Raw genomic sequence first — 23,804 nt, forward strand, 5'->3', positions numbered from 1 at the left:
CGGGCGATCCTGCCCGCGGCCAGGGGACGAGCGGGGATCGAATGGGCGGGCACGGCCTGGCGAGCGGCATCCACCGGGCCGCCACCGACCCGGTGCTGCCCGGTGACATCACCGCGCGAGCCCGGGACCTCGGCCCGTTCGAGTCCCCGCTCATCTGGCTGGCCCTCGCCTCGGCCGCCGTCGCGGTGCTCGCCACCGTCATCGCGTTGTGGCGCCGGCGCCGGGTGCGCCGCTGGGGCTTCACCGCCTTCGGCGTCCTGCTCCTGCTCGCCGCAGTCACTGCCCTGAACAGCTACGTCGGGTACGTCCGCACGTCCGACGACCTCGCGCGCCTGCTGCAGAAGGGAACGGGCGTCGTCAACCTCGCCGGCCGCCTGCTCGACGACGGCACCGAAGCGCCGTCCGACTCCGCGGTCTCGCACCCGGGCGCGGGCAAGGCGGCCGCCGGCCAGCGGATCGACGTCGTGAACCTGCCCGACCCGGCGCACGGCGTCCCGTCCGGCAGCAACTACGTCATCCTGCCGCCGGGCTACGACGCCGCCGCGGCGCGGCGGTACCCGGTCGTCTACCTGATCCACGGCTACCCGTTCGGCGGCCCCCGCGACTGGCTGACCTCGGGTGACGCGCCCGGCACGCTGTTGGCCCTGCAGCAGGCGAACGTCATCGAGCCGATGATCGTGGTCAGCGTCGACCTGACGGCCGGAGTGCCCAGCACGGACTGGGAGTGCCTCGACGTCCCCGGCGGGCCGCAGCTGGAGACCTACCTCGCCCGCACGGTGGTCCCGGCGATCGACCAGCGCTACCGCACCATCGCCGACCGCGGGCACCGGGCGCTGGGCGGCATGTCCGGCGGCGGCTTCGGGGCGCTCAACATCGGCCTCCACCACGTCGACGAGTTCGGCACCCTGCTGATCGCCCTCCCCTACGACGACCTCAACGACTCGGTCGGCGTCCTCGACGGAAACCGAGCCGCCATCGCCGCCAACACCCCGCGCCGCTACCTGCCGGGGATGACCTTTTCCGCGCCGATCTCGGTGATGCTCGCGGTCGGCACCGGTGCGCCGACCGACGTCACGACGGCCCACCGGATCGCCGACGCCCTCCACGCCCGCGGCCAGGAAGCGGTCGTCCACGCCGAACGCGGCTTCAACCACACGTGGCACACCGCCCGGGCGACGCTGCCGTACCTGCTGGCCTTCGCCGACCAGAACTTCCGGGCCTCACCGGCGACGTCCTGAAATCCGGTTGTCCGGCCCGGGACCCTGAAGCATGGACCTCGCGACGCACTACGCCACCGGCCCCGCCGAAGACGACCGGCTCGCCCGCACCCCGCACGGCCGCCTCGAGTACCTGCGCACCCAGGAGCTGCTCCGCCGCCACTTGCGCGGCCACGAACGCGTTCTCGACGTCGGCGGCGGCACCGGCGTCCACGCGGCCTGGCTGGCCGCCGAAGGGCATCCCGTCCACCTCGTCGACGTCGTCCCGGCCCACGTCGACCGGGCAGCCGCGGTGCCCGGCGTCACGGCCTCGGTCGGCGACGCGCGCGGCCTGGACGCGGCCGACGCCTCCTACGACGTCGTCCTGCTGCTCGGCCCGCTCTACCACCTCGTCGAAGCGGCCGACCGGACCCGGGCTCTCGCCGAAGCCCGCCGGGTGCTGCGCCCGGGCGGCCTGCTCGCGGCCGCGGGCATCAGCCGGTACCTCTCGCTCCTCGAAGCCGGCGCGGCCGGCACGTTGAGCGCGGACCGGGCCGACCCGGTCCGCGAGGTCATCGAAACCGGGGCTTACGACGGGCACGCCGGGTTCGTCCGCACCCACTGGCACACGGCGACCGAACTGGACGACGAAGTCGCCGCGGCCGGCTTCGCGGACACCACCGTCTTCGGGGTCGAAGGCCCCGCGTGGCCCGCCCTCGACGCCGCGGGCATCGCCGAGTACCCACACCTGGCCGAATCCGCGCTGCGCGCCGCCCGGATCGTCGAACGGGACCCGCACCTCATCGACGCCAGCGCGCACCTGCTCGCCTTCGCCCGCCGGCCCGCATGACGAAGGCGGGGGCGCGTCCACGCCCCCGCCTCCGGGTGGTCCTACTCGCCTTCCGGCTTGCCCTCGGGCTCCTCGCCCTGCGGGTCCGGCACCGGCAGCAGCGAGTCCAGCGCCGTGCCCGTCAGGCGACGGAACGAGCGACGCGGGCGGTCGCGGTCCAGGACCGCCACCTCCAGCTTGATCGGGTCGGCCTCGCCGTTGCCGTTCGCCGGCGACGTGGACGAAGACGAGGACCCCGCCGACGAGGTCGACGAGGTCGTCGCCGGCTGGGTCGGCGTCCGCAGCGCGGCCACCGCCACACCCAGCGCCGCCTGCAGGTCCAAGCCGTCCTCGAACGTCTCCTTCAGCTTCGCCGCGATCTTCTCGTTCTGGCCGCCCATCACGATGTACTGCGGCTCGTCGAAGATCGACCCGTCGTAGGTCAGCCGGTACAGCTGGTCCTCCGCCGCGGTCGCCGCGACCTCCGCCACGCAGACCTCGACCTCGAACGGCTTCAGCTGCTCGGTGAAGATGCTGCCCAGCGTCGCCGCGTAGGCGTTCGCCAGCGCCCGCGCGCTCACGTCACGCCGGTCGTACTGGTAGCCCTTGAGGTCCGCGTGCCGGATCCCCGCCACGCGCAGGTTCTCGAACTCGCTGTAGCGCCCGACCGCCGCGAAGCCGATCCGGTCGTAGATCTCGGACACCTTGTGCAGCGTCGCCGACGGGTTCTCCGCCACGAACAGCACGCCGCCCGCGTACTTCAGCACCACCACGCTCCGGCCGCGCGCGATGCCCTTGCGCGCCAGCTCGGAACGCTCCCGCATCAGCTGCTCGGGAGAGGCATACAACGGCATCGTCACGGTGTGCGCTCCAGGTTCTTCGGTGTTCCAACGTTCACTGGTTCAGCCCCGGGTCAGGAGAGCCGGCTCTGGTGGCGCTCGATCCGCCCGGCCACCACGGCTTCCGCGACGGCCGCGGTCTCCGACTCCGGCAGCTGGACGGCGCCGCGCTCCGCGGTGATCGTCACGACGCTCGGGAAGATCCGCCGCACCAGGTCCGGGCCGCCCGAAGCGGTGTCGTCGTCGGCCGCGTCGTACAGCGCTTCGACCGCGACGCGCACGGCGCCCTCGACGTCGGCGTCCGGGTCGTGCAGCTTCTTCAGCGCGGATTTCGCGAACAGCGAACCCGAGCCGATGCCCGCGTAGCCGCCGTTCTCCTCGTAGCGCCCGCCGGCCGCGTCGTACGAGACGATCCGCCCGGCGTGCTTGGCGTCCTCGGCCTCGAGGTCGTAGCCCACGAACAACGGGATCGCCGCCAGCCCGGCCATCGCCATCTCGAGGTTGCCCTTGACCATCCCGGCCAGCTTGTTCGTCTTGCCGTCCAGCGACAGCGAAACGCCCTCGATCTTCTCGTAGTGCGCCAGCTCCACGGCGTAGAGCCGCACCATCTCCACGGCCAGGCCCGCGGTGCCCGCGATGCCCACGGCCGAGTACTCGTCGGTGACGTGCACCTTCTCGATGTCCCGGCTCGCGATCAGGTTGCCCGACGTCGCCCGCCGGTCACCCGCGATCAGCACGCCGCCTGCGAAGGTGCAGGCGACAATGGTCGTCCCGTGCGGCACACCCAGCTCCGCCGCGCCCGGCGAGACCTTCCGCTGGGGAAGCAGCTCAGGCGCCTGCGCGCGCAGGAAGTCGGAAAACGACGACGTCGCCGACGAGAAGTACGCGGCCGGCAGCGCGGGACCCGAGATGCCCCTGGTGTTGTCCATACGTGCTCAAAAATCCCATCTGTGCGGGCCTCGCGGACCAGAGGCCCCGCGCCCGGTCACCACCGCCCGCACGCGGACGCGGTCACCACCACGCGAGACCCCGGCCGCCGGCTGAACGGTCGGCAAGGGCGTGGCGCCCCGAGCGGCTTACTCGCCGCCCTTCTGCACGTAGGCCCGGACGAAGTCCTCGGCGTTCTCTTCGAGCACGTCGTCGATCTCGTCGAGGATCGTGTCCACGTCCTCGCCGAGCTTCTCGCGTCGCTCCTGACCCGCCGCGCCGGTGTCGTCGAACTCTTCGTCAGAGTCGCCGCCGCCGTGCTTTTCGATCTTTTCCTGGGCCATCTCGCCTCCCGGTGTGGCTGATGTTTCCTAGCCTACCCAGCGGCCCCGACATTCGGGGCAACGCCGCGATCACTGGTGCGTCCCACCTAGTCCGAACCGGTGAGCGCCTCCACCAGGTCTTCCGCCGTCGCCGACTCGTCCAGCAGCTTCCCGACGTGGGCCTTCGTCCCGCGCAGCGGCTCCAGGGTCGGGATCCGCACCAGCGACTCCTTGCCCACGTCGAAGATGACCGAATCCCACGACGCCGCCGCGATCGACGTCGCGTACTTCTCCAGCGCCCGGCCCCGGAAGTAGGCCCGCGTGTCCGAGGGCGGCGTCGTCACCGCGGCCAGCACCTCTTCCTCGGTCACCAGCCGCTTCATCGACCCGCGCGTCACCAGGCGGTTGTACAGGCCCTTCGCCAGCCGGACGTCCGAGTACTGCAGGTCGACCAGCCGCAGCCGCGGCGCGCCCCACGCCAGGTTGTCCCGCTGGCGGTACCCCTCCAGCAGCCGCAGCTTCGCCGGCCAGTCCAGCCGGTCCGCGCACTCCTGCGGGTCGCGCGCCAGCGCGTCCAGGATCTCGCCCCAGACCCGCAGGACCTCCTTCGACGCCTGGTCCGCGCCCGTGCGCTCCAGGTTCTGCGAGGCGATCTCGTGGTAGGCGAACTGCAGGTCCAGCCCGGTGTACTTCTTCCCGTTCGCCAGCGCCACCTGCGCCTTCAGCGTCGGGTCGTGGCTGATCTGGTGCACCGCGCGCACCGGCTCGTCCAGCTTCAGGTCGTCGAACCGGATGCCCGACTCGATCAGGTCGAGGATCAGCGCCGTCGTCCCGACCTTCAGGTACGTCGAGTACTCCGACATGTTCGCGTCGCCGATGATGACGTGCAGCCGCCGGTACTTGTCCGCGTCCGCGTGCGGCTCGTCCCGGGTGTTGATGATCCCGCGCTTGAGCGTGGTCTCCAGGCCGACCTCGACCTCGATGTAGTCCGCACGCTGGGAGAGCTGGAACCCGGCTTCCTCGCTCTGCTGGCCGATCCCGACCCGGCCCGAGCCGGTCACCACCTGCCGCGACACGAAGAACGGCGTCAGCCCCGCGATGATCGCGGTGAACGGCGTCGACCGCGCGCACAGGTAGTTCTCGTGCGTGCCGTAGCTCGCGCCCTTGCCGTCGACGTTGTTCTTGTACAGCTGCAGCTGGGGCTGGCCGGGCACGGACGCCGCCTTGAGCGCGGCCTCCTCCATCACCCGCTCGCCCGCCTTGTCCCAGATGACCGCGTCGCGCGCGTTCGTCACCTCGGGCGCCGAGTACTCCGGGTGCGCGTGGTCGACGTACAGCCGCGCCCCGTTGGTCAGGATGACGTTCGCCGCGCCCAGGTCCTCGACGTCCGGGTCGTGGCCCGGCCCGCCGGGCCCGGTCAGGTCGAACCCGCGCGCGTCGCGCAGCGGGGACTCCACCTCGTAGTCCCACCGCGCCCGCCGGGCGCGCGGGATGTCGGCCGCGGCCGCGTAGGCCAGCACGACCTGGGTGGAGGTGAGTACCGGGTTCGCCGTCGCGTCGCCCGGCACGGAGATGCCGTACTCGACTTCGGTTCCCATGATCCGCCGCATGTCCACCACCCTACGGGGTCGTCCTAGTGGAACGATGCACCCATGCCAGGCAGTGACGAACTCGTTGCGCTCTATGACCAGGCCGGCTCCGCCGTCGGCACGACCACCCGCTCCCGGGTCCGCGCCGAGGGCCTGTGGCACGCCGCCGGCGTCGTGCTGGTCCGTTCGGGTGACGGGAAAGCCGTCTACGTGCACCTGCGCACCGCGGTGAAGGACATCTGGCCCTCCACCTGGGACTGCTGGGCCGGCGGCGTGGTCGCCGCGGGCGAGTCACCGGCCGAGTGCGCCCGCCGCGAACTGGCCGAAGAGCTAGGCGTCCACGGAGTGGAACCCGTACCGCTGTTCACCAAGGTCTACGACGACGGCCGCAACCGCTGCCACAACTTCGCCTTCGAGGTCCGCTGGGACGGCCCGATCCACCACCAGGCCGAGGAGATCGCCGAAGGCCGCTGGATCCCGCTGGAGGAGCTCCGCGCCTGGATCGACGACCCGGCGCCCGAACTCCCCTTCATCCCCGACGGCCGCGAAGGCGTCCAGGAATGGTTCCGCCGCTACGGCTGAGCCGCGAGCTTCGCCGTCATCGCCGGCAGCAGCCGCTTCGCCGCGTCCACCGCGCGGGTCCCGGTGCTCGCCGAGACCGTCAGCTCGGACACGAGCCTTCCCTTGGCCAGCAACACCGTGCAGGTCTTGCCGTCGCACTCGTTGTCCGCGACGGCTTGGGCGGCCGATCCGTCCGGGAACGCCAGGACGCGGTGGCTCAGCTCCGACCCGCTGGAATAGCGCCAGGTCGCGGTCCGGCTGGCCGCCGACGGCCCATCCGCCAGGCAGCCGGCAAGCTCACTCGAGCCCGGCTGCACGCCTTCTTCGGCGACGTCGGCGTCGGACAGCAACGCCTGCTCCGCGAGCAGACCGGCATCGGGCACCGGCGGCGTGACCGGAGCCGCCTTCGCGGGACTCACCGGCACTTCGGTGGTCGCGACCGGGGCGGACGTCGGCGCCGGATCGTCGTAGTACGTCTCGAGGTTGTTCGGATCGGGCCCTTCGCAGGCCGTCAGGCCCACCAGCGCGACCGCCGCCAAGGCGACCACCTGACGATGACGCACCCGGCCTCCTGTCGTCGGTTTCGTGCCTGCGAAGGGTAGTGCAGCCGCTCAGTCCCACGCCAAGGAGGACCGGTGTCGCCAGTACGCACCGGGTTCTTCGGCGAGCCCGGCCAACGCGTCCCGGTCCGCCGCACCCAGCTCCAGCGTCGTGGCGCGCAGGTTCGCCTCGAGCTGAGCCGGGCTCGCCGGGCCGATGACGGCCGCGCCGGCCCACTCCTGCGCCAGCACCGCCGCGACGGCGACCGCGTCCGGCCCGGTCCCGTGCGCCGCCGCGACGTCACGGACCGCCTTCGGCGCTTCGACCGCGAGCCTGCCGTTCGCCAGGGTTTCCTTGACCAGCACGCGCTTCCCGGCCGCGTGCGCCGCGGCGAGGGCGGGACCGGCGGACGGCTCCAGGACGTTCCACGTCGACTGCACCGCCGAGAACACCGGACGCCCGGCCACTTCCAGCGCGAAGGCCCGCTCGATCGCGTCCGCCTGCGCCGGCCCGGACGTCGAGAACCCGACCGCGACACCGTTCGCGGCGAGCTCCGCCAAGGCTTCGACGAGGGGCTCGTCGGTGAAAAGCGGACTGTCCACAGTGAGCGAATGCACCTGGTACAGGCCGACCCGATCCCCCAGCAGCGCCAGGGTTTCCGCCCACTGCGCCGCGAACCGCGCCGCCGAGTGCTCCTTCACCTCGTGCACGTCGGCGTCGAGCCGCCAGTCCCCCACGTACGCGTAACCCCACTTGCTGGAGACCTCGACGCCGGTGTGTCCGCGCTCGGCGAGCCAGCCGGCCAGGAACTCCTCGGAGCGTCCGTACGACCGGGCGACGTCGACGTGCCGGATCCCGGCGGCGTAGGCGTCGTCGAGCACCGCGAAGGTCGCCGCGCGCATGGATTCGACGTCCCGCTCCGGGGGCAGAGCACCCTCACGGCCCAGGTTGATGTAGGCGGGCCGGCCCAGCGCGGCCAGGCCGAGCGCGAGGCGGTTCACGCGGTCTGCTTGTGCCGGAGGATGGCCAGCCACTGGTCGGCGTTCTGCGCCTGGCGGTGGAGCTTCTCGAGGCGCGCGGCCGGGGCCCGGACGTAGCCCTTGCCGAAGACCGGCGCGATCTGACGGAGGCTGGCGCCGCCTTCGCGGGCGGCGAGCAGGGCCCAGTCGGAGGCGTCGGCGCAGGCCGCGGAGGCCCGGCGGAGCTCCCCGAGGATGTCGATGAGCTCCTGGGCGCTCACCTCCCCCGCCTGGACGGCGGCGGCCGTGGTCTCCAGCCAGGCCAGGACGTCGTTTTCGGTGATCGGCGCGCGAGGCCGGCGGGTTTCTTCGGTCACAGCCCGGAGTATAGGTCGTTATACGTCGATATACTCGAACCAGCCATGACGACACGCACCGAATCCCAGCCGGACGTCGAGCAGCTGCTCGACGTGTTCAAGGCGCTCGCGAACCCGGTGCGGCTGCAGGTGCTGCGGTGGCTTCGGGAGCCCGAGCGGCACTTTCCGGTCGACCGGGCGATCGCCGACCCCGTCGAGGTCGGCGTGTGCGTGAGCCACATCCAGGAGAAGCTGGGCCTCGCGCAGTCGACCGTGTCGGCCTACATGGCGTCGCTGCAGCGGGCCGGCCTGGTGCGCGCGACCCGCGTCGGCAAGTGGACGCACTACAAGCGCGACGAGGCCCGGATCGCCGAGTTCGTCGCCGTGCTCGGCCACTCTCTCTAGCCTCTCCCCTTTCCCGCCTCGACGGACCGCCGGTTGACTCATATCGTAATTCTGCGATACTTCGATTTATGAGCTCGATCGAGAACATGCGGCTCGGCCGCTACGGGATCTGGACGTTCGACTTCGAGGACCAGCCGGCCGGCCTGATCCGGGATTCGGTGCGGGAACTGGAAGAACTCGGCTGGCCGGCGATCTGGATCCCGGAGAGCGGCGGCCGGGAAGCCCTCACGCACGCCGGGTTCCTGCTGTCGGCCACCGAACGCCTGAGCGTCGTCAACGGGATCGCGCGGATCTGGTCGCGCGAGCCGCGCTACACCCAGACCGCGGCCCTGCTGCTGGCCGACGCCTACCCGGACCGCCACCTGCTCGGCCTCGGTCTCGGCGCCGGGAAGCCCGGCACCAAGCCGTTGCGGGCGATGAGCGACTTCCTCGACGCCCTGGACGCCGTCACCAGCGGCAACCCCGCGCCGCGGTCGCCGGTCCGGCGCCTGCTCGCCGCGTACGGACCGAAGATGCTGGAGCTGGCCGGGAACCGGTCGGCGGGCGCCCACACCTACCACGTGACGCCGGAGCACACCGCCCAGGCACGGGCGGTCCTCGGTGACCGGCCGTTCCTCGGCGTCGAGCAGGCCGTGCTCTTCGAAACCGACGCCGCCGAGGCACGGGAGATCGCCCGCGCTCACCTGCACCGGTACCTCACGTCGGAGTACAACATCGCGAAGTTCCGCCGGCTCGGCTACACGCAGGCGGACATCGACGGCGGCCGCGGGAGCGACCGGCTCGTCGACGACCTCGTCGCCTGGGGCGACCTCGACACGATCACCGGCAAGCTGCGCGCCCACCTCGACGCCGGCGCCGACCACGTCGGCATCCAGGTGATCGGGACCGAACCGGGCACGTCGGCCATGCCGCACTGGCGGCGGCTCGCCGAAGCGCTGCTACCCGCCGAAGTCACCGCGTAGGCCGAACCGCGCGGTGCAGTGCCAGACGCACTTGAGCACCTGGGGATCGTGCCGGCCGGCGCGGACGGCGTCGCCGATGACGCGCGCGTCCAGCCGGCCGTCCTCGGCGATCTCCTTGCCGGCCCGCACGACTTCTTCGCCCCGGAAGTCGGCGTGCTCGGCCAGGACCTCGACCGGCAGCCGGAACCCGTGGTGCCAGCACGTGGGAAACGGCAGCCCGGCGGCCGCGGCCTCGACATCGGTGCCGCGGAACGCCGGGTCCAGCACGAGCGCCTCGACGTCGGTCGCGAGGTGGAGCGGGCCGTGGACGTGGGCTTCGACGTGGTCGTCGAGCTCGTCCCGCGTGTCCGCCTCGGCGAGCGCCACCAGCGGCATGTGCTCGGCGGTCCCGAAGTCTTCCGGCTCGGCGAAACTGTCCGGATAGCAGAACGTCGTGCGCGCGAGCACTTCCCGCCTCAGCCGGAAGTGCGACGAGCCGAACCGGACAGAGCCACCCGCCGGCCGGCGACGGTAGTCGAGCGAACCGTACTTCGGGCGGGCCGACGGCGGCTGGTCGTCGTAGACCCCGCCGAAGATGCGGTGCTCCCAGCGCCAGCGGTCGCCGCCGGCGTGGGCGGTCAGGCCGCCGTTGCTCGTGCCCGTCTCGAACTGCGAGCGGTACACGCCGTCCGCGACGAGGTGCCGGAGCAACGGCACCCCGCCCACCAGGCGGTCCGGGTGGAAGTGCACGGTGACGGCCAGGTCGCCGGGCAGCGGCGGCCCCGACACGCGGCTTGCCACGTGCGCGACCGCTCGCTGCCACGGTTCACTCCCCCACGCCATGGCGCCATCATAACCCGACGGGTATAGGTCGTTATACACATCGAGACGTCCGAAAACCGCTGGCTTCGCGCCCGGCGTCCCGGCTTGACTGCGCGCATGCGGTTCGGAGCTACGGGGTTCGGCGTCACGGTGCGGTTCGCGCTGCTGGCCGTCGTCTGGGGTGCGAGTTTCCTGTTCATCAAGGTCGGACTGGCCGGGCTCTCCCCCGGCCAGATCGCCCTCGCGCGGGTCGCCTTGGGCGCTCTCGCGCTGGCTGCCGTGCTGCTCGTGCGCCGGCGGCCGCTTCCCCGGGATCTCGTGCTGTGGGGCCATCTCGCGGTGGTCTCGGTGCTGTTGTGCGTCGTGCCGTTCCTGCTGTTCTCGTGGGCGGAACAGTACATTTCGTCCGGTTTGGCCAGTATCTTCAACGCGACGACCCCGCTCATCACGATGCTGCTGGCCGCGGCGGCGTTGCCCGAGGAGCGGTTCACGCCGCCTCGGGTGCTCGGCCTGTCGCTCGGTTTCCTCGGCGTGCTCACGATCGTCGGGGTGTGGCACGGCGTCGACGTCTCGCACCAGCTGACCGCGCAGCTCGCCTGTCTCGGCGCCACCACCTGCTACGGCGCGTGTTTCGTCTACATGCGCCGGTTCGTCTCGCCGCGCGGGGTGGACCCGGTCGTCGTCGCGTTCGGCCAGACGGGCTCGGCGACGGTCATCCTCGGCCTGCTGGCGCCGGTGGTCGCGGCGACGCCGGTCCACCTGGACCTGGCGGTGGTGGCGAGCATGGTGGCGCTCGGCGTGTTCGGCACGGGCATCGCGTATGTCTGGAACGTCCGCATCATCGCCGCCTGGGGCGCAGCCAACGCCTCCGCGGTGACCTACCTCACACCCGTGGTCGGGGTGCTGCTCGGCGTGCTCGTGCTGGGCGAACCGGTGAGCTGGAACCAGCCGGCCGGGGCGCTCCTGGTGGTGCTGGGCATCCTCGCCGCGCACGGACGCCTGCGGCGGCGCAGGCCCGAACCCGCACTCGTCAGCCGCTAGACACACCGATGGGGCGGCCGCCGAAGCGACCGCCCCATCGAGCGTCGGACTACAGGTACTGACCGGTGTTCGTGGCGGTGTCGATCGCCCGCCCCGAGTCCTGGTTCTTGCCGGTGACGAGCGTGCGGATGTAGACGATCCGCTCGCCCTTCTTGCCGGAGATCCGGGCCCAGTCGTCCGGGTTGGTGGTGTTGGGCAGGTCCTCGTTCTCCGCGAACTCGTCGACGATCGCGTCGAGCAGGTGCTGCACCCGGAGACCCGGCTGCTGGGTCTCGAGCACCGACTTGATCGCCGACTTCTTCGCCCGGTCCACGATGTTCTGGATCATCGCGCCCGAGTTGAAGTCACGGAAGTACAGGACCTCCTTGTCCCCGTTGGCGTAGGTCACCTCGAGGAACCGGTTCTCGTCGCTCTCCTCGTACATCCGCTCGACCGTGTGCTGGATCATCGCGTCGAACGTCGCCTTGGCGTCGCCGCCGAACTCGGCGAGGTCGTCGGCGTGGATCGGCAGGCCTTCGGCCAGGTACTTGGAGAAGATGTCCTTCGCGCCTTCGGCGTCCGGACGCTCGATCTTGATCTTGACGTCGAGCCGGCCCGGCCGCAGGATCGCCGGGTCGATCATGTCCTCGCGGTTGGAGGCGCCGATGACGATGACGTTCTCCAGGCCTTCGACACCGTCGATCTCCGACAGCAGCTGGGGCACGATCGTGGTTTCCACGTCGGACGAAACGCCCGACCCACGGGTCCGGAAGATCGAGTCCATCTCGTCGAAGAACACGATCACCGGGGTGCCCTCGGAGGCCTTCTCCCGCGCTCGCTGGAAGATCAGGCGGATGTGCCGCTCGGTCTCCCCGACGAACTTGTTGAGCAGCTCGGGACCCTTGATGTTCAGGAAGTAGGACTTCCCGTCCTCGTTGTCGCCCCGCGCCGCGGCCACCTTCTTGGCCAGCGAGTTCGCGACCGCCTTGGCGATGAGCGTCTTGCCGCAGCCCGGCGGGCCGTAGAGCAGGACGCCCTTGGGCGGGCGCAGCTGGTACTCCTGGTACAGGTCGGCGTGCAGGAACGGCAGTTCCACCGCGTCGCGGATCTGCTCGATCTGCCGGGTGAGGCCACCGATGTCCTCGTAGCGGACGTCGGGCACCTCCTCCAGCACGAGATCCTCGACCTCCGCCTTCGGCACGCGCTCGTACGCGTAGCCGGCCTTGGAGTCGACCAGGAGCGAGTCGCCCGGCTTGAGCGGCTGCTCGGCAAGCAGATCGGAGAGCAGGACCACCCGCTCTTCGTCCGCGTGCCCGACCACCAGCGCGCGAAGGCTGCCGCCCTCGACGTCGGCGGCGAGCACCTCACGCAAGGCACACACCTCGCCGGTGCGTTCGAATCCGCCGGCCTCGACCACGGTGAGCGCCTCGTTGAGCCGCAGCGCCTGGCCGCGACGCAACGACGAGAGCTCGACCGCGGGCGATACCGACACCCGCATCTTCCGGCCGGCCGTGAAGACGTCCACCGTGTTGTCCTCGTACGCCTCGACGAAGACGCCGTACCCGGACGGTGGCTGGGCCAGCCGGTCGACTTCCTCACGCAGCGCGAGGAGCTGTCCTCGCGCCTCACGCAGGGTTTCGACCAGTTTGGTGTTGCGCTCGGTGAGCTGGCTCACCCTTTCCGACGCCTCGGCGAGCCGCTGTTCGAGCACTCGGTTCTGCCGTGGCGAGTCGGTCAGTTTGCGGCGCAGCAGCGCCACTTCCTCCTCGAGAAAACGGATCTGCCGAGCCTGCTCGTCCGCCGTCGTCCCAGCTCCGGATGTTGCTGAAGGGTCGGCCTCCTCGCGCCGACCTCCGGGAAGGTCATGATGCATCGGGCACCTCCTCGGAGTGCTTTTCATTCCACGGTACCGGCGATCACCGACAAGAAAAGGCCTTTCCGGATCACAAGATCGGCGCGTCGCGGTTTCCTCGCCTGGTCCAGCACGGACATTCCCGCAGCGCAAGAGGCCATTTCGGTGCCGTGGCCCCGGCGCGTCGCGGGCCGATCCGGGCCAGGACGAACCAAGCACGTCGGGAGTACCCGCCCCCGGGACGGCCCAACCGCGCCCGCCGATGACGATTCGGGCCAGTTCCGCCCTAACCGCGCGGCGGTCCCCCGCGATGGCTAGCATCGGGCCGACGTCGGCCGCTCCAGGGCCGGGTCACCGTCTTGACGCGAGGGGGCACCACCCATGACCTACCCGCCGCAGCAACCGGGCGGCTACGGGCAGCAGCCCGGCGGCTACGGGCAGCAGCCCGGGCCGTACGGCCAGCAGCCCGGCGGCTACCCCCAGAGCGGCCCGCAGCCCCAGCCGGGCTACGGCGGCACCCAGCAGTTCGGCCAGCCCGACCCCTACGGTCAGCCGCAGCAGGGCGGTTACCCGCCCCAGACGGGCCCTCAGCCCCAGCAGGGCTACCCGCAGTACGGGCAGCAGGACCAGTGGGGCCAGCCCCAGCAGCAGCAGCCGGGCTTCGGCGGTTACGACCAGTACGGGGGCGGCGGCTTCGGCGACGCTCCCCCGCCCAAGAAAAAGAAGACCGGGCTCATCGTCGGCATCGCGGCCGCCGCGGTGGTCCTCGTAGGCGGCGGCGTGACCTGGCTCGTCCTGGCCAACCAGGACGAAGGCAACACCGCGGCGCCGCCCGCCAGCAGCAGCTCGGCGGCGCCGACGTCCGCGCCGAAGACGTCGGCCCCGAAGAGCAAAACGACCTCGCCGTCCAGCCCGTCGACGAAGAGCACCAAAGCCGCCTCCGGGCCGGCGCCGTCCGGCAAGGGCAGCTCGCAGGACCTGTTCGACACGACGATCGCCGCCTACAACGCGGGCGACGAGAAGGCGTTGGCCGACACCATCTGCCGGAGCGTCTTCGAGGGCACCACGGGCGAGATCCCGAAGGTCACGGTGAAGCTGACCGGCACGCCGCAGGACACCGGGGACAAGTCCACCGTGCGCTACTCGGCGACGGACGGCAGCAAGACCAAGGTCGGCACGATGTCGGCCCAGAAGGAATCCGGCTTGTGGTGCCTGTCCAACGTGAAGGCGGACGGCTCGTGAGCCCGCGCCGTCGGTGAACCGGGTGCTCGCCGCCGGGCTCGTGCTGCTCGGCGTGGCCGGTGCGGGCGCGGTGCTGGGACTGCTGCTCGTCGCGCCGTCCGGTACCTCGCCCGCGCCGTCGAGCGCATCGCCGCCGCCGGCCCGGACTTCGGCTTCGGCGGCGCCGAGCGCGGTCGACACGGCCGCGGTGAACGTGCTGGCCCGCGCGATCGTCGACGCGATCAGGGCCCACGACTCGGCGGCGTTCGGCAAGCTGACGTGCCGCCCGCAGAGCGTGGAGGCCCTGGCGCAGCTGCAGCGGACGTGGGACGCGGCCGGTCCGGTGACGGCGACCCTGAAGGAGCCGCCGGAGGTCCGCGGCGAGTCCGCGACGGCGAAGGTGCACGTCGAGGCGGCAGGCGGGACGAAGGACACGCCCTTCCCGCTGCACAAGGAGTCCGGCCGGTGGTGCGTTCCCGGTTAGCCCGGGTACGTCAGCCCTTGCCCTTGGCGGGCCGGCGCGACACGCGCGGGGACACGGTCCCGTCCGCGAGCCGGCGGGCCGTGAGCAGGAACGCCGTGTGCGCGACCATCCGGTGGTCCGGGCGCACCGCCAGGCCCACGACGTGCCACGGCCGCATCAGCGTTTCCCACGATTCGGGCTCGGTCCAGCACTGCTGCTCGCGAAGCGACTCCGTGACCCGCGAGAGCTGCGTCACGGTCGCGACGTAGACGGTCAGCACGCCGCCCGGCACCAGGTGGGCGGCCACGTTCGGCAGCTGGTCCCACGGGGCGAGCATGTCGAGCACGACCCGGTCGACCTCGCCCTCGTGCGACGCCAGGTCCGCCACCGTCAGTGACCAGTTTTCCGGCTTCTCGCCGAAGAACTTCACGACGTTGTGCTCGGCGTGCACGGCGTGGTCGTCCCGGATCTCGTACGAGTGGACGCTCCCGGCCGGACCCACCGCGCGCAGCAGCGAGCAGGTCAGCGCGCCGGAGCCGGCGCCGGCTTCGAGCACGCGGGCGCCCGGGAAGATGTCGCCCCACATCACGATCTGCGCGGCGTCCTTCGGGTAGATCACCTGCGCGCCGCGGGGCATCGAGAGCACGTAGTCCGGCAGCAGCGGGCGCAGCGCGAGGTACGTCGACCCGCCCGCGGACGTCACCACCGAGCCCTCGGGACGGCCGATGAGGTCGTCGTGGGCGAGCCCGCCGCGGTGGGTGTGGTACTCCCCGCCGTCGGCCAGCGTCAAGGTGTAGTGCCGCCCCTTCGAGTCGGTCAACTGCACCCGATCACCCGCGCGAAACGGTCCGCTGACCGACAACACTTCCTCCAGTACCCCGAATGGCCGACACCAGATCTTCGCAGGCCGCCCGGGCCGGTGGGTCAGCGGGTACGGCGGTTCAGCGCGGCGCGCAGGTCGTCCCGGCGCAGCACGCCCGCCGGGCGACCTTCGTCGTCGACCACCAGGAACTGCCACGCGGCGGTTTCGCGGACGCGCTCGACGACGTCCTCCCCCGGCTCCGAGGCCAGCAGGACGGTCTCGGCCCGGATCGGCTCGGCCGCGAGCTCCGCCGGCGCGTGCGGCGACGTGCTCGCGAGGCGTTCCGCCGCGCCCGTGTCGAGCAGGCCGGCGGCGACGCCGTCCGCGCGGACCAGCACCACGCCCCGCCCGGCCGACGCGGCCAGCGCGTCCGACACCGGGCTTTCGGCGGGCAGCTGCAGCACCGGCCGCACCAGCTCGCCGAGGTCCAGTCCGTCCGGCCAGGTGCGGCGCGTTTCCGCGGCCAGCTCCGAGCGCGCGCCGAGGATCACGAACCACGCCGTGACGACGCAGACGCCGAGGCGCAGCCAGCGATCCGGGCTGCCGGTCGCCAGGCCCCACAGCGCCCACACGAGCAGCCCCGCGGCGACGATCCCGCCGCCGGCGACCGCGGCGCGCGTGCCCTTCGCGCGGATCCCCGTCGCCGCCCAGACGCCCGCGCGGACCAGCCGGCCGCCGTCCAGAGGCAGGCCGGGCAGCAGGTTGAACACGCCGACGGCGAGGTTCGCCACGGCGCACTCGGCCACCAGCATCCAGACCGCGCCGTCGGGCGGGACGGCGAACATCAGCAGGCCGCAGAACCCGCCCAGCAGCAACGACACCGCCGGGCCCGCCGCGGCGACCAGGCCCTCGTGGACGGGCCGCTTCGGCGTGCGGGCCACTTCGGACAGCCCGCCGAGGAGGAAGAGGCGCAGCCGCCGCACCGGGATCCCGAGCCGCAGCGCGGCCAGGCAGTGGCCGAGCTCGTGGGCGAGCACCGACAGGCCCAGCAGCAGCGCGAACGCGCCCGCGAGCACCCACGAAGTCAGCGTCGAGGCGTCCGGGAGCAGCCGTCCGACCAGCGGCGCGTACAGCACGACGACGACCAGCGAGCCGATCCACCAGGACGGCGCCAGCAGCACGGGCACGCCGGCGACCCGGAACAGCAGGAGCCCGCCGTCCGAGCGGACGGCCTGCCGGGTGCCCCCGGTGCCCTGCTCACTGGTCGCGGCCATGCGGGAGAGCCTAGAGCCCCCGGTGTGGGTACCGGGTGATCCGGGTCCGGTGGTGTCGCACACGGACACCCACGTACCCGGACGGCCGATACGCGTACCTGGACGGCCGACACGGCTCCGGGGTCGTGTCGTCTGTCGGGGTACGCGTGTCGGCCATCTGCGTGCGCGTGTCGGCCGGTGTGGGGGTGTGGGCGTTGCGGTCGCCGGAACTGTCGTACCCCGGCGTTACGCTCTGCCCATGCCCGACCCCGACACCGTCACCACGGAACCCCCGGCCTCCGCCGTCGCCACGCAGGTGCGGCGGCGGCCCGCGTTGTCGCCGTCGAGGGCCAGCGACTTCAAGCAGTGCCCGCTGCTCTACCGGTTCCGCGCGGTCGACCGGCTGCCGGAGGTCCCGACCAAGGCCCAGCTGCGCGGCACGCTCGTCCACTCGGTGCTGGAGCGGCTATTCGCGCTGCCGGCCGCCGAGCGCGTTCCGGCACAGGCGCGGGAGCTGCTGGGCCCGGCGTGGACGCAGCTGTCCGAAGACCGTCCGGAGTGGACCGAGCTGTTCGACGGCGAGAAGCCCGACGACCACGCGGACTGGTTGCGGTCGGCGGAAAAGCTTCTGGACGCCTACTTCGAGCTGGAGGACCCGCGGCGGCTCGAGCCGGAGGCGTGCGAGCTGCACGTCGAGATCGAGCTCGGCTCCGGCGTCCTGCTGCGGGGCTACATCGACCGCGTCGACGTCGCGCCGACCGGCGAGATCCGGGTCGTCGACTACAAGACCGGTGCCGCGCCGCGGGAAATCGGCGAGGCCAAGGCGATGTTCCAGATGAAGTTCTACGCCGTGGTGCTGTGGCGGCTGCGCGGGATCGTGCCGCGCCAGCTGAAGCTGATGTACCTCACCGACGGCCAGTCGCTCGCCTACACCCCGGACGAAGCCGAGCTGCTCCGCTTCGAGCGCACCCTCGAAGCCATCTGGCAGGCCATCCTCAAGGCGGGCAAGACCGGCGACTTCCGGGCGAACAAGAGCAAGCTGTGCAACTGGTGCGACCACCAGGCGCACTGCCCCGAGTACGGCGGCACGCCACCGGCCTACCCGGGCTGGCCGGAGCCCGACGCGGGCGACGAGACCCCGCTGGACCGGGCCGACTGATGGCCGACGCCTTCTACGTCCCGCTCGGCGACGGCCGGTTCTCCGCGACCGCCCACACCGCCGGTCCCTGGTCGGCCGAGTCCCAGCACTTCGGCCCGCCGTCGGCGTTGCTGGTCCGCGCCCTCGAAAACGTCGAACCCGCGCACCCGGCGGAGCTCGCGCGGGTGACCGTCGAGATCCTCGGCCCGGCCCCGGTCGCCGACCTCGCCGTGCGGGCCCGCGTCGAGCGGCCCGGCCGGTCGGTCGAGCTGCTGCAGGCCGAGCTGGCGACCGCGGACCGCGTGGTCGCGCGGGCTTCGGCGTGGCGCATCGCGGCGTCGGACACCTCGGAGATCGCCACGGACGCCGGGCCGCTGATGCCCGCGCCGGACAGCGTCACGGAGTCGCCGTGGCCCGAAGGCTGGCAGGCCGGCTACCTCGACGCGGTGGAGTGGCGCGCGGTCCGCGGCGGCATGGACGTGCCCGGCCCGGCGGCGGTCTGGGCCCGCCAGCGCGTCCCGCTGGTCGACGGCGAGGAGCCGAGCGGGCTGCAGCGCCTGTTCGCCATCGCCGACTCCGGCAACGGCGTCTCGAACTACCTCGACCCGCGCAAGTGGTGGTTCATCAACTCCGAGCTCACCGTGCACCTGCGGCGGCCGCCGGCGGGCGAGTGGATCGGCCTCGACGCGGTCACCCTGGTGGGCAAGCACGGCGTCGGCACGGCGACGAGCATCCTGCACGACGGCGACGGTCCGGTGGCCACCGGCGCGCAGGCGCTCATGGTGCGACCGCGACAGGCCGGGGGCGGATAGCCACCCACAACGGGCCCGCATCCAATAACCTTCGCGGAACGACCGACTTGAGGAGCGCTCCGGCATGCAGATCACCTCGGTGGTCAACCAGAAAGGCGGGGTCGGCAAGACCTCACTGAGCGTCGGCACCGCGGCCGCACTGGCCGAACAGGGCCGGCGGGTGCTGCTGGTCGACCTCGACCCGCAGGGCCACGCGACGACCGAGATGCTCGGGTTGTCCGAGGTGCCCCCGGACCGGCCGAGCCTGGCGAAAGCGCTGGCCAAGACGTGGAAGGGCCCGATCGAAGAGATCGTCGTCCCGCACCCGCGCAGCAACCTCGGCAAGGGGGGCGCGCTCGACGTCGTGCCGACGTCGCCGGGGATGTTCGACCTGATCCGGCGGCTCGACTCGTTCCGCGTGCCCGGCTGGCAGCTCGCCCGCGTCATCCAGTTCGCGAACTACGACCACTGCATCATCGACTGCCCGCCCGCGCTGGACGTGCTGACGAACAACGCGCTGGCGGCGTCGCACGGGATCCTGGTGCCGGTCCAGCCGGACAAGACGAGCATCCGCGCGCTGCGGCTGCTGGCCGACCAGGTCCGGTACGTCGAGCAGACCGTGGGGCGGCAGCCGCTGTCGTGGTTCGGCCTGGTGCCGAGCCTCTACCGGCGCCCGATCTCGCACTACGCGGCGGCCGCGCTGCAGGAGATGTACGAGTTCGGCATCCCGATGCTCTCGCACCTGCCGCTGGGCGTGGTGATGAACGAAGCGGCCGCGAACGGCGTCCCGGTGACGACGTACGCCCCGGAGACGTTGCAGGCGGTGTCGTTCCGCGAGATCGCCGCCACGCTGGACAGCTACTTGGAGCAGAACCAGGCTCCGGCGGTCGTGCCGGCCGACGAGGAGTTCGTCTTCGAGGACTTCATCTCCGAGGTGGCGGTGGCCCGCAACGTCAACGACAACGGCGCCCGCAAGGGGCTGTACGACCTGCTGCCGAAGAAGCCCAACCGGCCTCGGTGAGCTTCGCGCGGGCGGGAAGCGGTTCCCCGCCCGCGCGAACGCTCAGAGACGGCAGGAGCGGATGTCCGACGCCAGGATCGCCTTGGCACCGACCTCGGCCAGCTCGTCCATGATCAGGTTGACCTTCTTGCGCGACACCATCGCCCGCACGGCCACCCAGTCGTCGTCGGCCAGCGGCGCCACCGTCGGCGACTCCAGGCCCGGCGTGATCGCGATGGCCCGCTCGACCAGCGTCCGCGGGCAGTCGTAGTCCAGCATCATGTACTGCTGCGCGAACACGACCCCGCGCAGCCGCGCGGCCAGCTGCGATTTCGCCTTGCTCTCCGCGGTGCCCTTGCGCTGCAGCAGTACGGCTTCCGACACGCAGATCGGGTCGCCGAACGCGACCAGGTTGTTCTGCCGCAGGGACCGGCCGGACTCGACGACGTCCGCGATCGCGTCCGCCACGCCCAGCTGGATCGAGATCTCGACCGCGCCGTCGAGCCGGATGACCTCGGCCTCGACGCCGTGGCGGGCGAGGTCCTCGCGGACCAGCCGCGGGTACGACGTCGCGAGCCGCTTGCCGTGCAGGTCGGCCGGCTTCCAGTCCCGGCCGGCCGGCGCGGCGTAGCGGAACGTCGAACCGCCGAAGCCCAGCGCCTGGACCTCCTCCACCGGCGCGCCGGAGTCGAGCGCGAGGTCCCGGCCGGTGATGCCGAGGTCGAGGTCACCCGAGCCGACGTAGATCGCGATGTCCTTGGGGCGCAAGAAGAAGAACTCGACCTCGTTGACGGTGTCGAGCACCGTCAGGTCACGCTGCTCATGCCGCTTCCGGTAGCCCGCCTCGCCGAGCATCTCCGTCGCCGCGGCGGCGAGGGCTCCCTTGTTCGGCACGGCAACACGCAGCATTTCGCTTCTCTCCTCGTTCAGCGGTGGACCACCCGTCACAGGTAGCGGTAGACGTCCTCGGTCGACAGGCCGCGGCCGAGCATCAGCACCTGCAGCCGGTACAGCAGCTGGGAAATCTCCTCGGCCAGGCGCTCGTCGGACTCGTGCTCGGCGGCGATCCACACCTCGCCGGCTTCCTCGAGCACCTTCTTGCCCTGGGCGTGCACTCCGGCGTCGAGGGCGACGACGGTGCCGGACCCGTCGGGACGGGTACGCGCGCGCTCGGCAAGCTCCGCGAACAGCTCATCGAAGGTCTTCACGGTCTGCAGATCCTTCCACCCCGGTCCCGTCCCCGCTGCCCCGGGCCGGTCCGGATGCCGCCGATCTCACACCGAAGTGGACGCTTCCTCCCGAGGAGTGGGACACCGTTCGAAGTCGAGCAGGTACCGCTTGCGTTCGAGGCCGCCGCCGTACCCGGTGAGCGAACCGGTCGAGCCGACCAGCCGGTGGCACGGGACGATGATCGAGATCGGGTTCTTGCCGTTGGCCAGGCCGACCGCCCGCGCGGCCGCCGGCTTGCCGAGCAGCTGGGCCAGCTCACCGTACGACGCCGTTTCGCCGTACGGGATCTCGAGCAGCGCCGACCACACCGAACGCTGGAACGGCGTCCCGCGGAAGGCCAGCGGAAGGTCGAACTCGCGGCGCTGCCCGGCGAAGTACTCCCCGAGCTGGGTCTCCGTGCGGGCGAAGACCTCGCCCGCGCCAGGGTCGCCGAACGTCGGCTCGGCCGGGCGGTGGCGCTGCTCGTGCATGTACAGCCCGCAGAGGGCGTCGTCTTCGGCGACCAGCGTCAGCGGGCCGCACGGACTGTCCACGACCGTGTGGGAACGCATGGGGATCTCCTAGGCGGCGGGCATCCGGTTGATGGCGTGGTCGCCGGTGGCCCACAGGTGCTGGGTGGCGTAGGCGCGCCAGGGCCGCCACGCCCCGGAGCGGGCGACGACGGCCGCCTGGCCGCCCAGGCCGAGGGTCTCCGCGGCGTACTTGATGCCGAGGTCGGTGGGGAGGAACGCGTCCGGGTCGCCGAGGGCGCGCATGGCGATGCTCTCGACCGTCCACGGCCCGAACCCGGGCAACGCGCTCAGCGCCGCCCGCGTCGACGCCCAGTCGCTGCCCGCGCCGAGGTCGAGCCCGTCCGTCAAGGCCGAGACCAGCGCGAGCAGCGTGCGACGGCGGCTGCGCGGCATGGCCAGCGTCTCGGGGTCCAGTGAGGCGAGAGCCGCCGGTGAAGGGAACAGGTGGGTCAGCCCGCCCTCGGGATCCTCGATCGGCTCGCCGTGCGCGACGACGAGCCGGGCCGCGTGGGTGCGCGCCGCCGCCGTCGAGACCTGCTGCCCCAGCACGGCCCGGACGGCGAACTCGGCGCCGTCGACCGTGCGCGGGACGCGGCGCCCCGGCGCGGCCGCGACCAGCGGCGCGAGGAGCGGATCGGTGGCGAGCTGGTCGTCGACGGCGGTCGGGTCGGCGTCGAGGTCGAGCAACCGGCGGCAGCGGCTGGTGGCGGCCGGCAGGTCCCGCAGGTCGGTCAGGCTCAGCCGGCAGGCGATGTGACCGTTCTCGGGGCGCAGGGCGACGACGCCGTGGCCGTGCGGCAGCCGCAACGTCCGCCGGTAGGCTCCGTCGCGCCACTCCTCGACGCCCGGTACGCCGGTCGCGACGAGGTGGCCGAACAGGTTGTCCGGGCAGAGCGGCTTGCGGTAGGGCAGCCGCAGCACGATCGCGCCCGCCGTGGCGGACCGCTTGCCCTTCGCCCGCTGCCGCAGGTCGGTCGGGGAAAGGGCGAACACCTCGCGGACGGTGTCGTTGAACGTCCGGATGCTGCCGAACCCGGCCGCGAGGGCCAGCTCGGTCATCGGCAGCGTGGTCGTCTCGATCAGGGTCCGCGCGGTCTGCGCGCGCTGGGCCCTGGCCAGGGCGAGCGGGCCGGCGCCCAGCTCGGCGAGCACCTGGCGCTGGACCTGCCGGACGCTGTAGCCGAGCCGGGCGGCGAGACCGTCGACGCCTTCGGTGTCGACGACGCCGTCGGCGATCAGCCGCATCGCCCGCGCGACGAGATCGGCACGCTCGTTCCACAGCGGCGATCCCGGGCTGGCGTCCGGGCGGCAGCGCTTGCACGCCCGGAACCCGGCCTGCTGCGCGGCCGCCGCGCTCGGGTAGAAGCTCATGTTCTGCCGCTTGGGCGGCACCACCGGGCAGCTGGGCCGGCAGTAGATCCGGGTGGTCAGGACCGCGCAGTAGAACCACCCGTCGAAGCGGGCGTCCTTCCCCTGCACGGCCCGCACGCACCGTTCGAAGTCCTCGTGCACGCGCTCCAGCATCGCCGACCCGCGACGCCGGGGCTAGCGGGAATGCGACACGGCCGTGCTCAGCCCAGCAGGGCCGCCAGCGCCGGTACGTCGACGCCCACGAGCGAGTCGCGGAACACGCGCCGCTCCCCCGGCTCGACCGGGACGTCGTTGGGGATCACCAGCACCGTGCACCCCGCCGCGACGGCCGACTCCGTGCCCGGCGGCGAGTCTTCGACCGCGACGCACCGCGCCGGGTCGACGCCGAGCAGCTCCGCGCCCTTGAGGTACGGGCGCGGGTGCGGCTTGTTGAGCCCGTCGACCTCGTCACCGCAGACCGTGACGTCGAAGAAGTCCCGGCCGATCGTGTTCAGCGCCAGCTCGGTCAGTGCGCGTTCGGTCGAGGTGACCAGGGCCGAGCGCAGGCCCGCTTCCCGGACGGCGGCGAGCGCTTCGCGGGCGCCGGGGCGCCACGGCAGGGCGTCGTCGAACAGTCCCGCGGTGCGGCGGCGGATCTGCTCCCCGGTCGAGGCGACCGCTTCCGGCGTCACGGGACGGCCGACGACCTCGAGCAGGTACGCCGACGTGTCGTCCATGTTGGACCCGACGAGCGTCATCCGCTGCTCTTCGGAAAGCTTGCCGCCCAAGGCTTCCGCCGTCTCGTAGAGCGCGACGTCCCACAGCTTCTCGGAGTCGACCAGTGTGCCGTCCATGTCCCAGAGCACGGCGGTCAATCCGTCCACA

The 23,804-nt window shown here is 72.1% G+C and carries 27 protein-coding genes; 11 read left to right on the forward strand and 16 right to left on the reverse strand.

The features are described from left to right. Nucleotides 1-41: 41 nt before the first annotated feature. Together AA23TX_RS20515 and AA23TX_RS20520 are read left to right on the forward strand one after the other, a co-directional pair. Nucleotides 42-1,238 (forward strand): alpha/beta hydrolase, encoded by a 1,197-nt coding sequence (locus AA23TX_RS20515; protein ID WP_155544102.1) that lies wholly within the window; start codon nucleotides 42-44, stop codon nucleotides 1,236-1,238. A gap of 31 nt (nucleotides 1,239-1,269) precedes the next feature. Beyond that, a complete protein-coding gene (locus AA23TX_RS20520) occupies nucleotides 1,270-2,046 on the forward strand; it encodes a class I SAM-dependent methyltransferase (RefSeq protein WP_155544103.1) in 777 nt (258 codons plus the stop codon). A gap of 41 nt (nucleotides 2,047-2,087) precedes the next feature. Here AA23TX_RS20520 and prcA read toward each other — a convergent pair whose 3' ends face one another. From prcA to dop, 4 genes are all read right to left on the reverse strand, one after another. Further along, a complete protein-coding gene (gene prcA / locus AA23TX_RS20525; RefSeq protein ID WP_155544104.1) occupies nucleotides 2,088-2,885 on the reverse strand; it encodes a proteasome subunit alpha in 798 nt (265 codons plus the stop codon). Nucleotides 2,886-2,938: 53 nt separating this feature from the next. Then, on the reverse strand, nucleotides 2,939-3,793 hold the full coding sequence (gene prcB, locus AA23TX_RS20530; protein ID WP_155544105.1) for a proteasome subunit beta: 855 nt from the start codon (nucleotides 3,791-3,793) through the stop codon (nucleotides 2,939-2,941). Nucleotides 3,794-3,940: 147 nt separating this feature from the next. After that, nucleotides 3,941-4,135, reverse strand: coding sequence for a ubiquitin-like protein Pup (locus AA23TX_RS20535; protein ID WP_013226725.1), 195 nt, complete (start codon nucleotides 4,133-4,135; stop codon nucleotides 3,941-3,943). 86 nt (nucleotides 4,136-4,221) lie between these two features. Then, nucleotides 4,222-5,724: a depupylase/deamidase Dop gene (gene dop, locus AA23TX_RS20540; protein WP_155544106.1), complete on the reverse strand. Its 1,503-nt coding sequence runs from the start codon at nucleotides 5,722-5,724 to the stop codon at nucleotides 4,222-4,224. 42 nt (nucleotides 5,725-5,766) lie between these two features. On the opposite strand from dop, the gene AA23TX_RS20545 reads away from it, so the two are divergent. Then, the gene (locus AA23TX_RS20545; protein ID WP_155544107.1) at nucleotides 5,767-6,285 is read left to right on the forward strand and encodes an NUDIX domain-containing protein; all 519 of its coding nucleotides are present in this window, start codon (nucleotides 5,767-5,769) and stop codon (nucleotides 6,283-6,285) included. On the opposite strand, the gene AA23TX_RS20550 is transcribed toward AA23TX_RS20545, so the two are convergent. Genes AA23TX_RS20550 through AA23TX_RS20560 form a run of 3 tightly spaced genes read right to left on the reverse strand, consistent with a single transcriptional unit; the run spans nucleotide 6,276 to nucleotide 8,140 of the window. Beyond that, nucleotides 6,276-6,827, reverse strand: coding sequence for a hypothetical protein (locus AA23TX_RS20550; RefSeq protein WP_230862588.1), 552 nt, complete (start codon nucleotides 6,825-6,827; stop codon nucleotides 6,276-6,278). The genes AA23TX_RS20545 and AA23TX_RS20550 overlap by 10 nt on opposite strands. A 48-nt stretch (nucleotides 6,828-6,875) precedes the next feature. Beyond that, nucleotides 6,876-7,805 (reverse strand): aldo/keto reductase, encoded by a 930-nt coding sequence (locus AA23TX_RS20555; protein ID WP_155544108.1) that lies wholly within the window; start codon nucleotides 7,803-7,805, stop codon nucleotides 6,876-6,878. After that, nucleotides 7,802-8,140 (reverse strand): hypothetical protein, encoded by a 339-nt coding sequence (locus AA23TX_RS20560; protein WP_155544109.1) that lies wholly within the window; start codon nucleotides 8,138-8,140, stop codon nucleotides 7,802-7,804. Before AA23TX_RS20560 ends, AA23TX_RS20555 begins: the two co-directional genes overlap by 4 nt. Before the next feature lie 45 nt (nucleotides 8,141-8,185). Here AA23TX_RS20560 and AA23TX_RS20565 point away from each other — a divergent pair, with 45 nt between their 5' ends. Beyond that, on the forward strand, nucleotides 8,186-8,524 hold the full coding sequence (locus tag AA23TX_RS20565) for an ArsR/SmtB family transcription factor (protein ID WP_155544110.1): 339 nt from the start codon (nucleotides 8,186-8,188) through the stop codon (nucleotides 8,522-8,524). 68 nt (nucleotides 8,525-8,592) lie between these two features. Then, nucleotides 8,593-9,486 (forward strand): TIGR03620 family F420-dependent LLM class oxidoreductase, encoded by an 894-nt coding sequence (locus AA23TX_RS20570; RefSeq protein WP_155544111.1) that lies wholly within the window; start codon nucleotides 8,593-8,595, stop codon nucleotides 9,484-9,486. On the opposite strand, the gene AA23TX_RS20575 is transcribed toward AA23TX_RS20570, so the two are convergent. Further along, nucleotides 9,463-10,308 carry a DUF3626 domain-containing protein gene (locus tag AA23TX_RS20575; protein ID WP_155544112.1) on the reverse strand — a complete coding sequence of 282 codons (846 nt, stop codon included), beginning with the start codon at nucleotides 10,306-10,308 and terminating at the stop codon, nucleotides 9,463-9,465. The two genes, AA23TX_RS20570 and AA23TX_RS20575, sit on opposite strands and share 24 nt — an antisense overlap. 96 nt (nucleotides 10,309-10,404) lie before the next feature. Here AA23TX_RS20575 and AA23TX_RS20580 point away from each other — a divergent pair, with 96 nt between their 5' ends. Beyond that, nucleotides 10,405-11,328, forward strand: a complete 924-nt coding sequence (locus AA23TX_RS20580; RefSeq protein WP_155544113.1) for a DMT family transporter — start codon at nucleotides 10,405-10,407, stop codon at nucleotides 11,326-11,328. Between the two features lie 49 nt (nucleotides 11,329-11,377). Here the strand turns inward: AA23TX_RS20580 and arc are convergent, their stop codons facing one another. Then, nucleotides 11,378-13,180 carry a proteasome ATPase gene (gene arc / locus AA23TX_RS20585; protein WP_155544114.1) on the reverse strand — a complete coding sequence of 601 codons (1,803 nt, stop codon included), beginning with the start codon at nucleotides 13,178-13,180 and terminating at the stop codon, nucleotides 11,378-11,380. Nucleotides 13,181-13,540: 360 nt separating this feature from the next. Here arc and AA23TX_RS20590 point away from each other — a divergent pair, with 360 nt between their 5' ends. Beyond that, on the forward strand, nucleotides 13,541-14,401 hold the full coding sequence (locus tag AA23TX_RS20590) for a flagellar basal body-associated FliL family protein (protein ID WP_155544115.1): 861 nt from the start codon (nucleotides 13,541-13,543) through the stop codon (nucleotides 14,399-14,401). A gap of 13 nt (nucleotides 14,402-14,414) precedes the next feature. Beyond that, nucleotides 14,415-14,864 carry a hypothetical protein gene (locus tag AA23TX_RS20595; RefSeq protein WP_155544116.1) on the forward strand — a complete coding sequence of 150 codons (450 nt, stop codon included), beginning with the start codon at nucleotides 14,415-14,417 and terminating at the stop codon, nucleotides 14,862-14,864. A gap of 10 nt (nucleotides 14,865-14,874) precedes the next feature. Here the strand turns inward: AA23TX_RS20595 and AA23TX_RS20600 are convergent, their stop codons facing one another. Both AA23TX_RS20600 and AA23TX_RS20605 read right to left on the reverse strand, forming a co-directional pair. After that, on the reverse strand, nucleotides 14,875-15,705 hold the full coding sequence (locus AA23TX_RS20600; protein ID WP_155544117.1) for a tRNA (adenine-N1)-methyltransferase: 831 nt from the start codon (nucleotides 15,703-15,705) through the stop codon (nucleotides 14,875-14,877). A 62-nt stretch (nucleotides 15,706-15,767) separates the two neighbouring features. Then, nucleotides 15,768-16,919 carry a site-2 protease family protein gene (locus tag AA23TX_RS20605; protein ID WP_155544118.1) on the reverse strand — a complete coding sequence of 384 codons (1,152 nt, stop codon included), beginning with the start codon at nucleotides 16,917-16,919 and terminating at the stop codon, nucleotides 15,768-15,770. A gap of 238 nt (nucleotides 16,920-17,157) precedes the next feature. Between AA23TX_RS20605 and AA23TX_RS20610 the strand changes: the two genes are divergently transcribed. The 3 genes from AA23TX_RS20610 (at nucleotide 17,158) to AA23TX_RS20620 (ending at nucleotide 19,848) form a co-directional block, all read left to right on the forward strand. Further along, on the forward strand, nucleotides 17,158-18,057 hold the full coding sequence (locus tag AA23TX_RS20610) for a RecB family exonuclease (RefSeq protein WP_155544119.1): 900 nt from the start codon (nucleotides 17,158-17,160) through the stop codon (nucleotides 18,055-18,057). Next, the gene (locus AA23TX_RS20615; RefSeq protein ID WP_155544120.1) at nucleotides 18,057-18,848 is read left to right on the forward strand and encodes a thioesterase family protein; all 792 of its coding nucleotides are present in this window, start codon (nucleotides 18,057-18,059) and stop codon (nucleotides 18,846-18,848) included. The genes AA23TX_RS20610 and AA23TX_RS20615 overlap by 1 nt, the downstream gene beginning before the upstream one ends. 64 nt (nucleotides 18,849-18,912) lie before the next feature. Continuing rightward, nucleotides 18,913-19,848 carry a ParA family protein gene (locus tag AA23TX_RS20620; protein ID WP_155544121.1) on the forward strand — a complete coding sequence of 312 codons (936 nt, stop codon included), beginning with the start codon at nucleotides 18,913-18,915 and terminating at the stop codon, nucleotides 19,846-19,848. 42 nt (nucleotides 19,849-19,890) lie between these two features. Here AA23TX_RS20620 and hisG read toward each other — a convergent pair whose 3' ends face one another. From hisG to AA23TX_RS20645, 5 genes are all read right to left on the reverse strand, one after another. Continuing rightward, nucleotides 19,891-20,736: an ATP phosphoribosyltransferase gene (hisG, locus tag AA23TX_RS20625; RefSeq protein WP_155544122.1), complete on the reverse strand. Its 846-nt coding sequence runs from the start codon at nucleotides 20,734-20,736 to the stop codon at nucleotides 19,891-19,893. Nucleotides 20,737-20,771: 35 nt separating this feature from the next. Then, a complete protein-coding gene (locus AA23TX_RS20630; RefSeq protein ID WP_155544123.1) occupies nucleotides 20,772-21,035 on the reverse strand; it encodes a phosphoribosyl-ATP diphosphatase in 264 nt (87 codons plus the stop codon). A gap of 66 nt (nucleotides 21,036-21,101) precedes the next feature. After that, on the reverse strand, nucleotides 21,102-21,608 hold the full coding sequence (locus AA23TX_RS20635) for a methylated-DNA--[protein]-cysteine S-methyltransferase (RefSeq protein ID WP_155544124.1): 507 nt from the start codon (nucleotides 21,606-21,608) through the stop codon (nucleotides 21,102-21,104). Between the two features lie 9 nt (nucleotides 21,609-21,617). Next, on the reverse strand, nucleotides 21,618-23,081 hold the full coding sequence (locus AA23TX_RS20640) for an AlkA N-terminal domain-containing protein (protein ID WP_155544125.1): 1,464 nt from the start codon (nucleotides 23,079-23,081) through the stop codon (nucleotides 21,618-21,620). Between the two features lie 59 nt (nucleotides 23,082-23,140). Next, a complete protein-coding gene (locus AA23TX_RS20645) occupies nucleotides 23,141-23,803 on the reverse strand; it encodes an HAD family hydrolase (RefSeq protein ID WP_155544126.1) in 663 nt (220 codons plus the stop codon). Nucleotide 23,804 lies beyond the last annotated feature (1 nt).

Source organism: Amycolatopsis camponoti, from assembly GCF_902497555.1.
GTDB classification, from domain to species: domain Bacteria; phylum Actinomycetota; class Actinomycetes; order Mycobacteriales; family Pseudonocardiaceae; genus Amycolatopsis; species Amycolatopsis camponoti.

What these genes read in the sequence shown, in the direction of transcription:
- AA23TX_RS20565 (WP_155544110.1), top strand. Translation starts at nt 8,186, where the DNA reads ATGACGACACGCACCGAATCCCAGCCGGACGTCGAGCAGCTGCTCGAC.
- arc (WP_155544114.1), bottom strand. Translation starts at nt 13,180, where the DNA reads ATGCATCATGACCTTCCCGGAGGTCGGCGCGAGGAGGCCGACCCTTCA.
- AA23TX_RS20615 (WP_155544120.1), top strand. Translation starts at nt 18,057, where the DNA reads ATGGCCGACGCCTTCTACGTCCCGCTCGGCGACGGCCGGTTCTCCGCG.
- AA23TX_RS20605 (WP_155544118.1), bottom strand. Translation starts at nt 16,919, where the DNA reads ATGGCCGCGACCAGTGAGCAGGGCACCGGGGGCACCCGGCAGGCCGTC.
- AA23TX_RS20545 (WP_155544107.1), top strand. Translation starts at nt 5,767, where the DNA reads ATGCCAGGCAGTGACGAACTCGTTGCGCTCTATGACCAGGCCGGCTCC.
- AA23TX_RS20535 (WP_013226725.1), bottom strand. Translation starts at nt 4,135, where the DNA reads ATGGCCCAGGAAAAGATCGAAAAGCACGGCGGCGGCGACTCTGACGAA.
- dop (WP_155544106.1), bottom strand. Translation starts at nt 5,724, where the DNA reads ATGCGGCGGATCATGGGAACCGAAGTCGAGTACGGCATCTCCGTGCCG.
- AA23TX_RS20580 (WP_155544113.1), top strand. Translation starts at nt 10,405, where the DNA reads ATGCGGTTCGGAGCTACGGGGTTCGGCGTCACGGTGCGGTTCGCGCTG.
- AA23TX_RS20520 (WP_155544103.1), top strand. Translation starts at nt 1,270, where the DNA reads ATGGACCTCGCGACGCACTACGCCACCGGCCCCGCCGAAGACGACCGG.
- AA23TX_RS20620 (WP_155544121.1), top strand. Translation starts at nt 18,913, where the DNA reads ATGCAGATCACCTCGGTGGTCAACCAGAAAGGCGGGGTCGGCAAGACC.
- AA23TX_RS20570 (WP_155544111.1), top strand. Translation starts at nt 8,593, where the DNA reads ATGAGCTCGATCGAGAACATGCGGCTCGGCCGCTACGGGATCTGGACG.
- AA23TX_RS20575 (WP_155544112.1), bottom strand. Translation starts at nt 10,308, where the DNA reads ATGGCGTGGGGGAGTGAACCGTGGCAGCGAGCGGTCGCGCACGTGGCA.
- AA23TX_RS20635 (WP_155544124.1), bottom strand. Translation starts at nt 21,608, where the DNA reads ATGCGTTCCCACACGGTCGTGGACAGTCCGTGCGGCCCGCTGACGCTG.
- hisG (WP_155544122.1), bottom strand. Translation starts at nt 20,736, where the DNA reads ATGCTGCGTGTTGCCGTGCCGAACAAGGGAGCCCTCGCCGCCGCGGCG.
- prcB (WP_155544105.1), bottom strand. Translation starts at nt 3,793, where the DNA reads ATGGACAACACCAGGGGCATCTCGGGTCCCGCGCTGCCGGCCGCGTAC.
- AA23TX_RS20515 (WP_155544102.1), top strand. Translation starts at nt 42, where the DNA reads ATGGGCGGGCACGGCCTGGCGAGCGGCATCCACCGGGCCGCCACCGAC.
- AA23TX_RS20590 (WP_155544115.1), top strand. Translation starts at nt 13,541, where the DNA reads ATGACCTACCCGCCGCAGCAACCGGGCGGCTACGGGCAGCAGCCCGGC.
- AA23TX_RS20610 (WP_155544119.1), top strand. Translation starts at nt 17,158, where the DNA reads ATGCCCGACCCCGACACCGTCACCACGGAACCCCCGGCCTCCGCCGTC.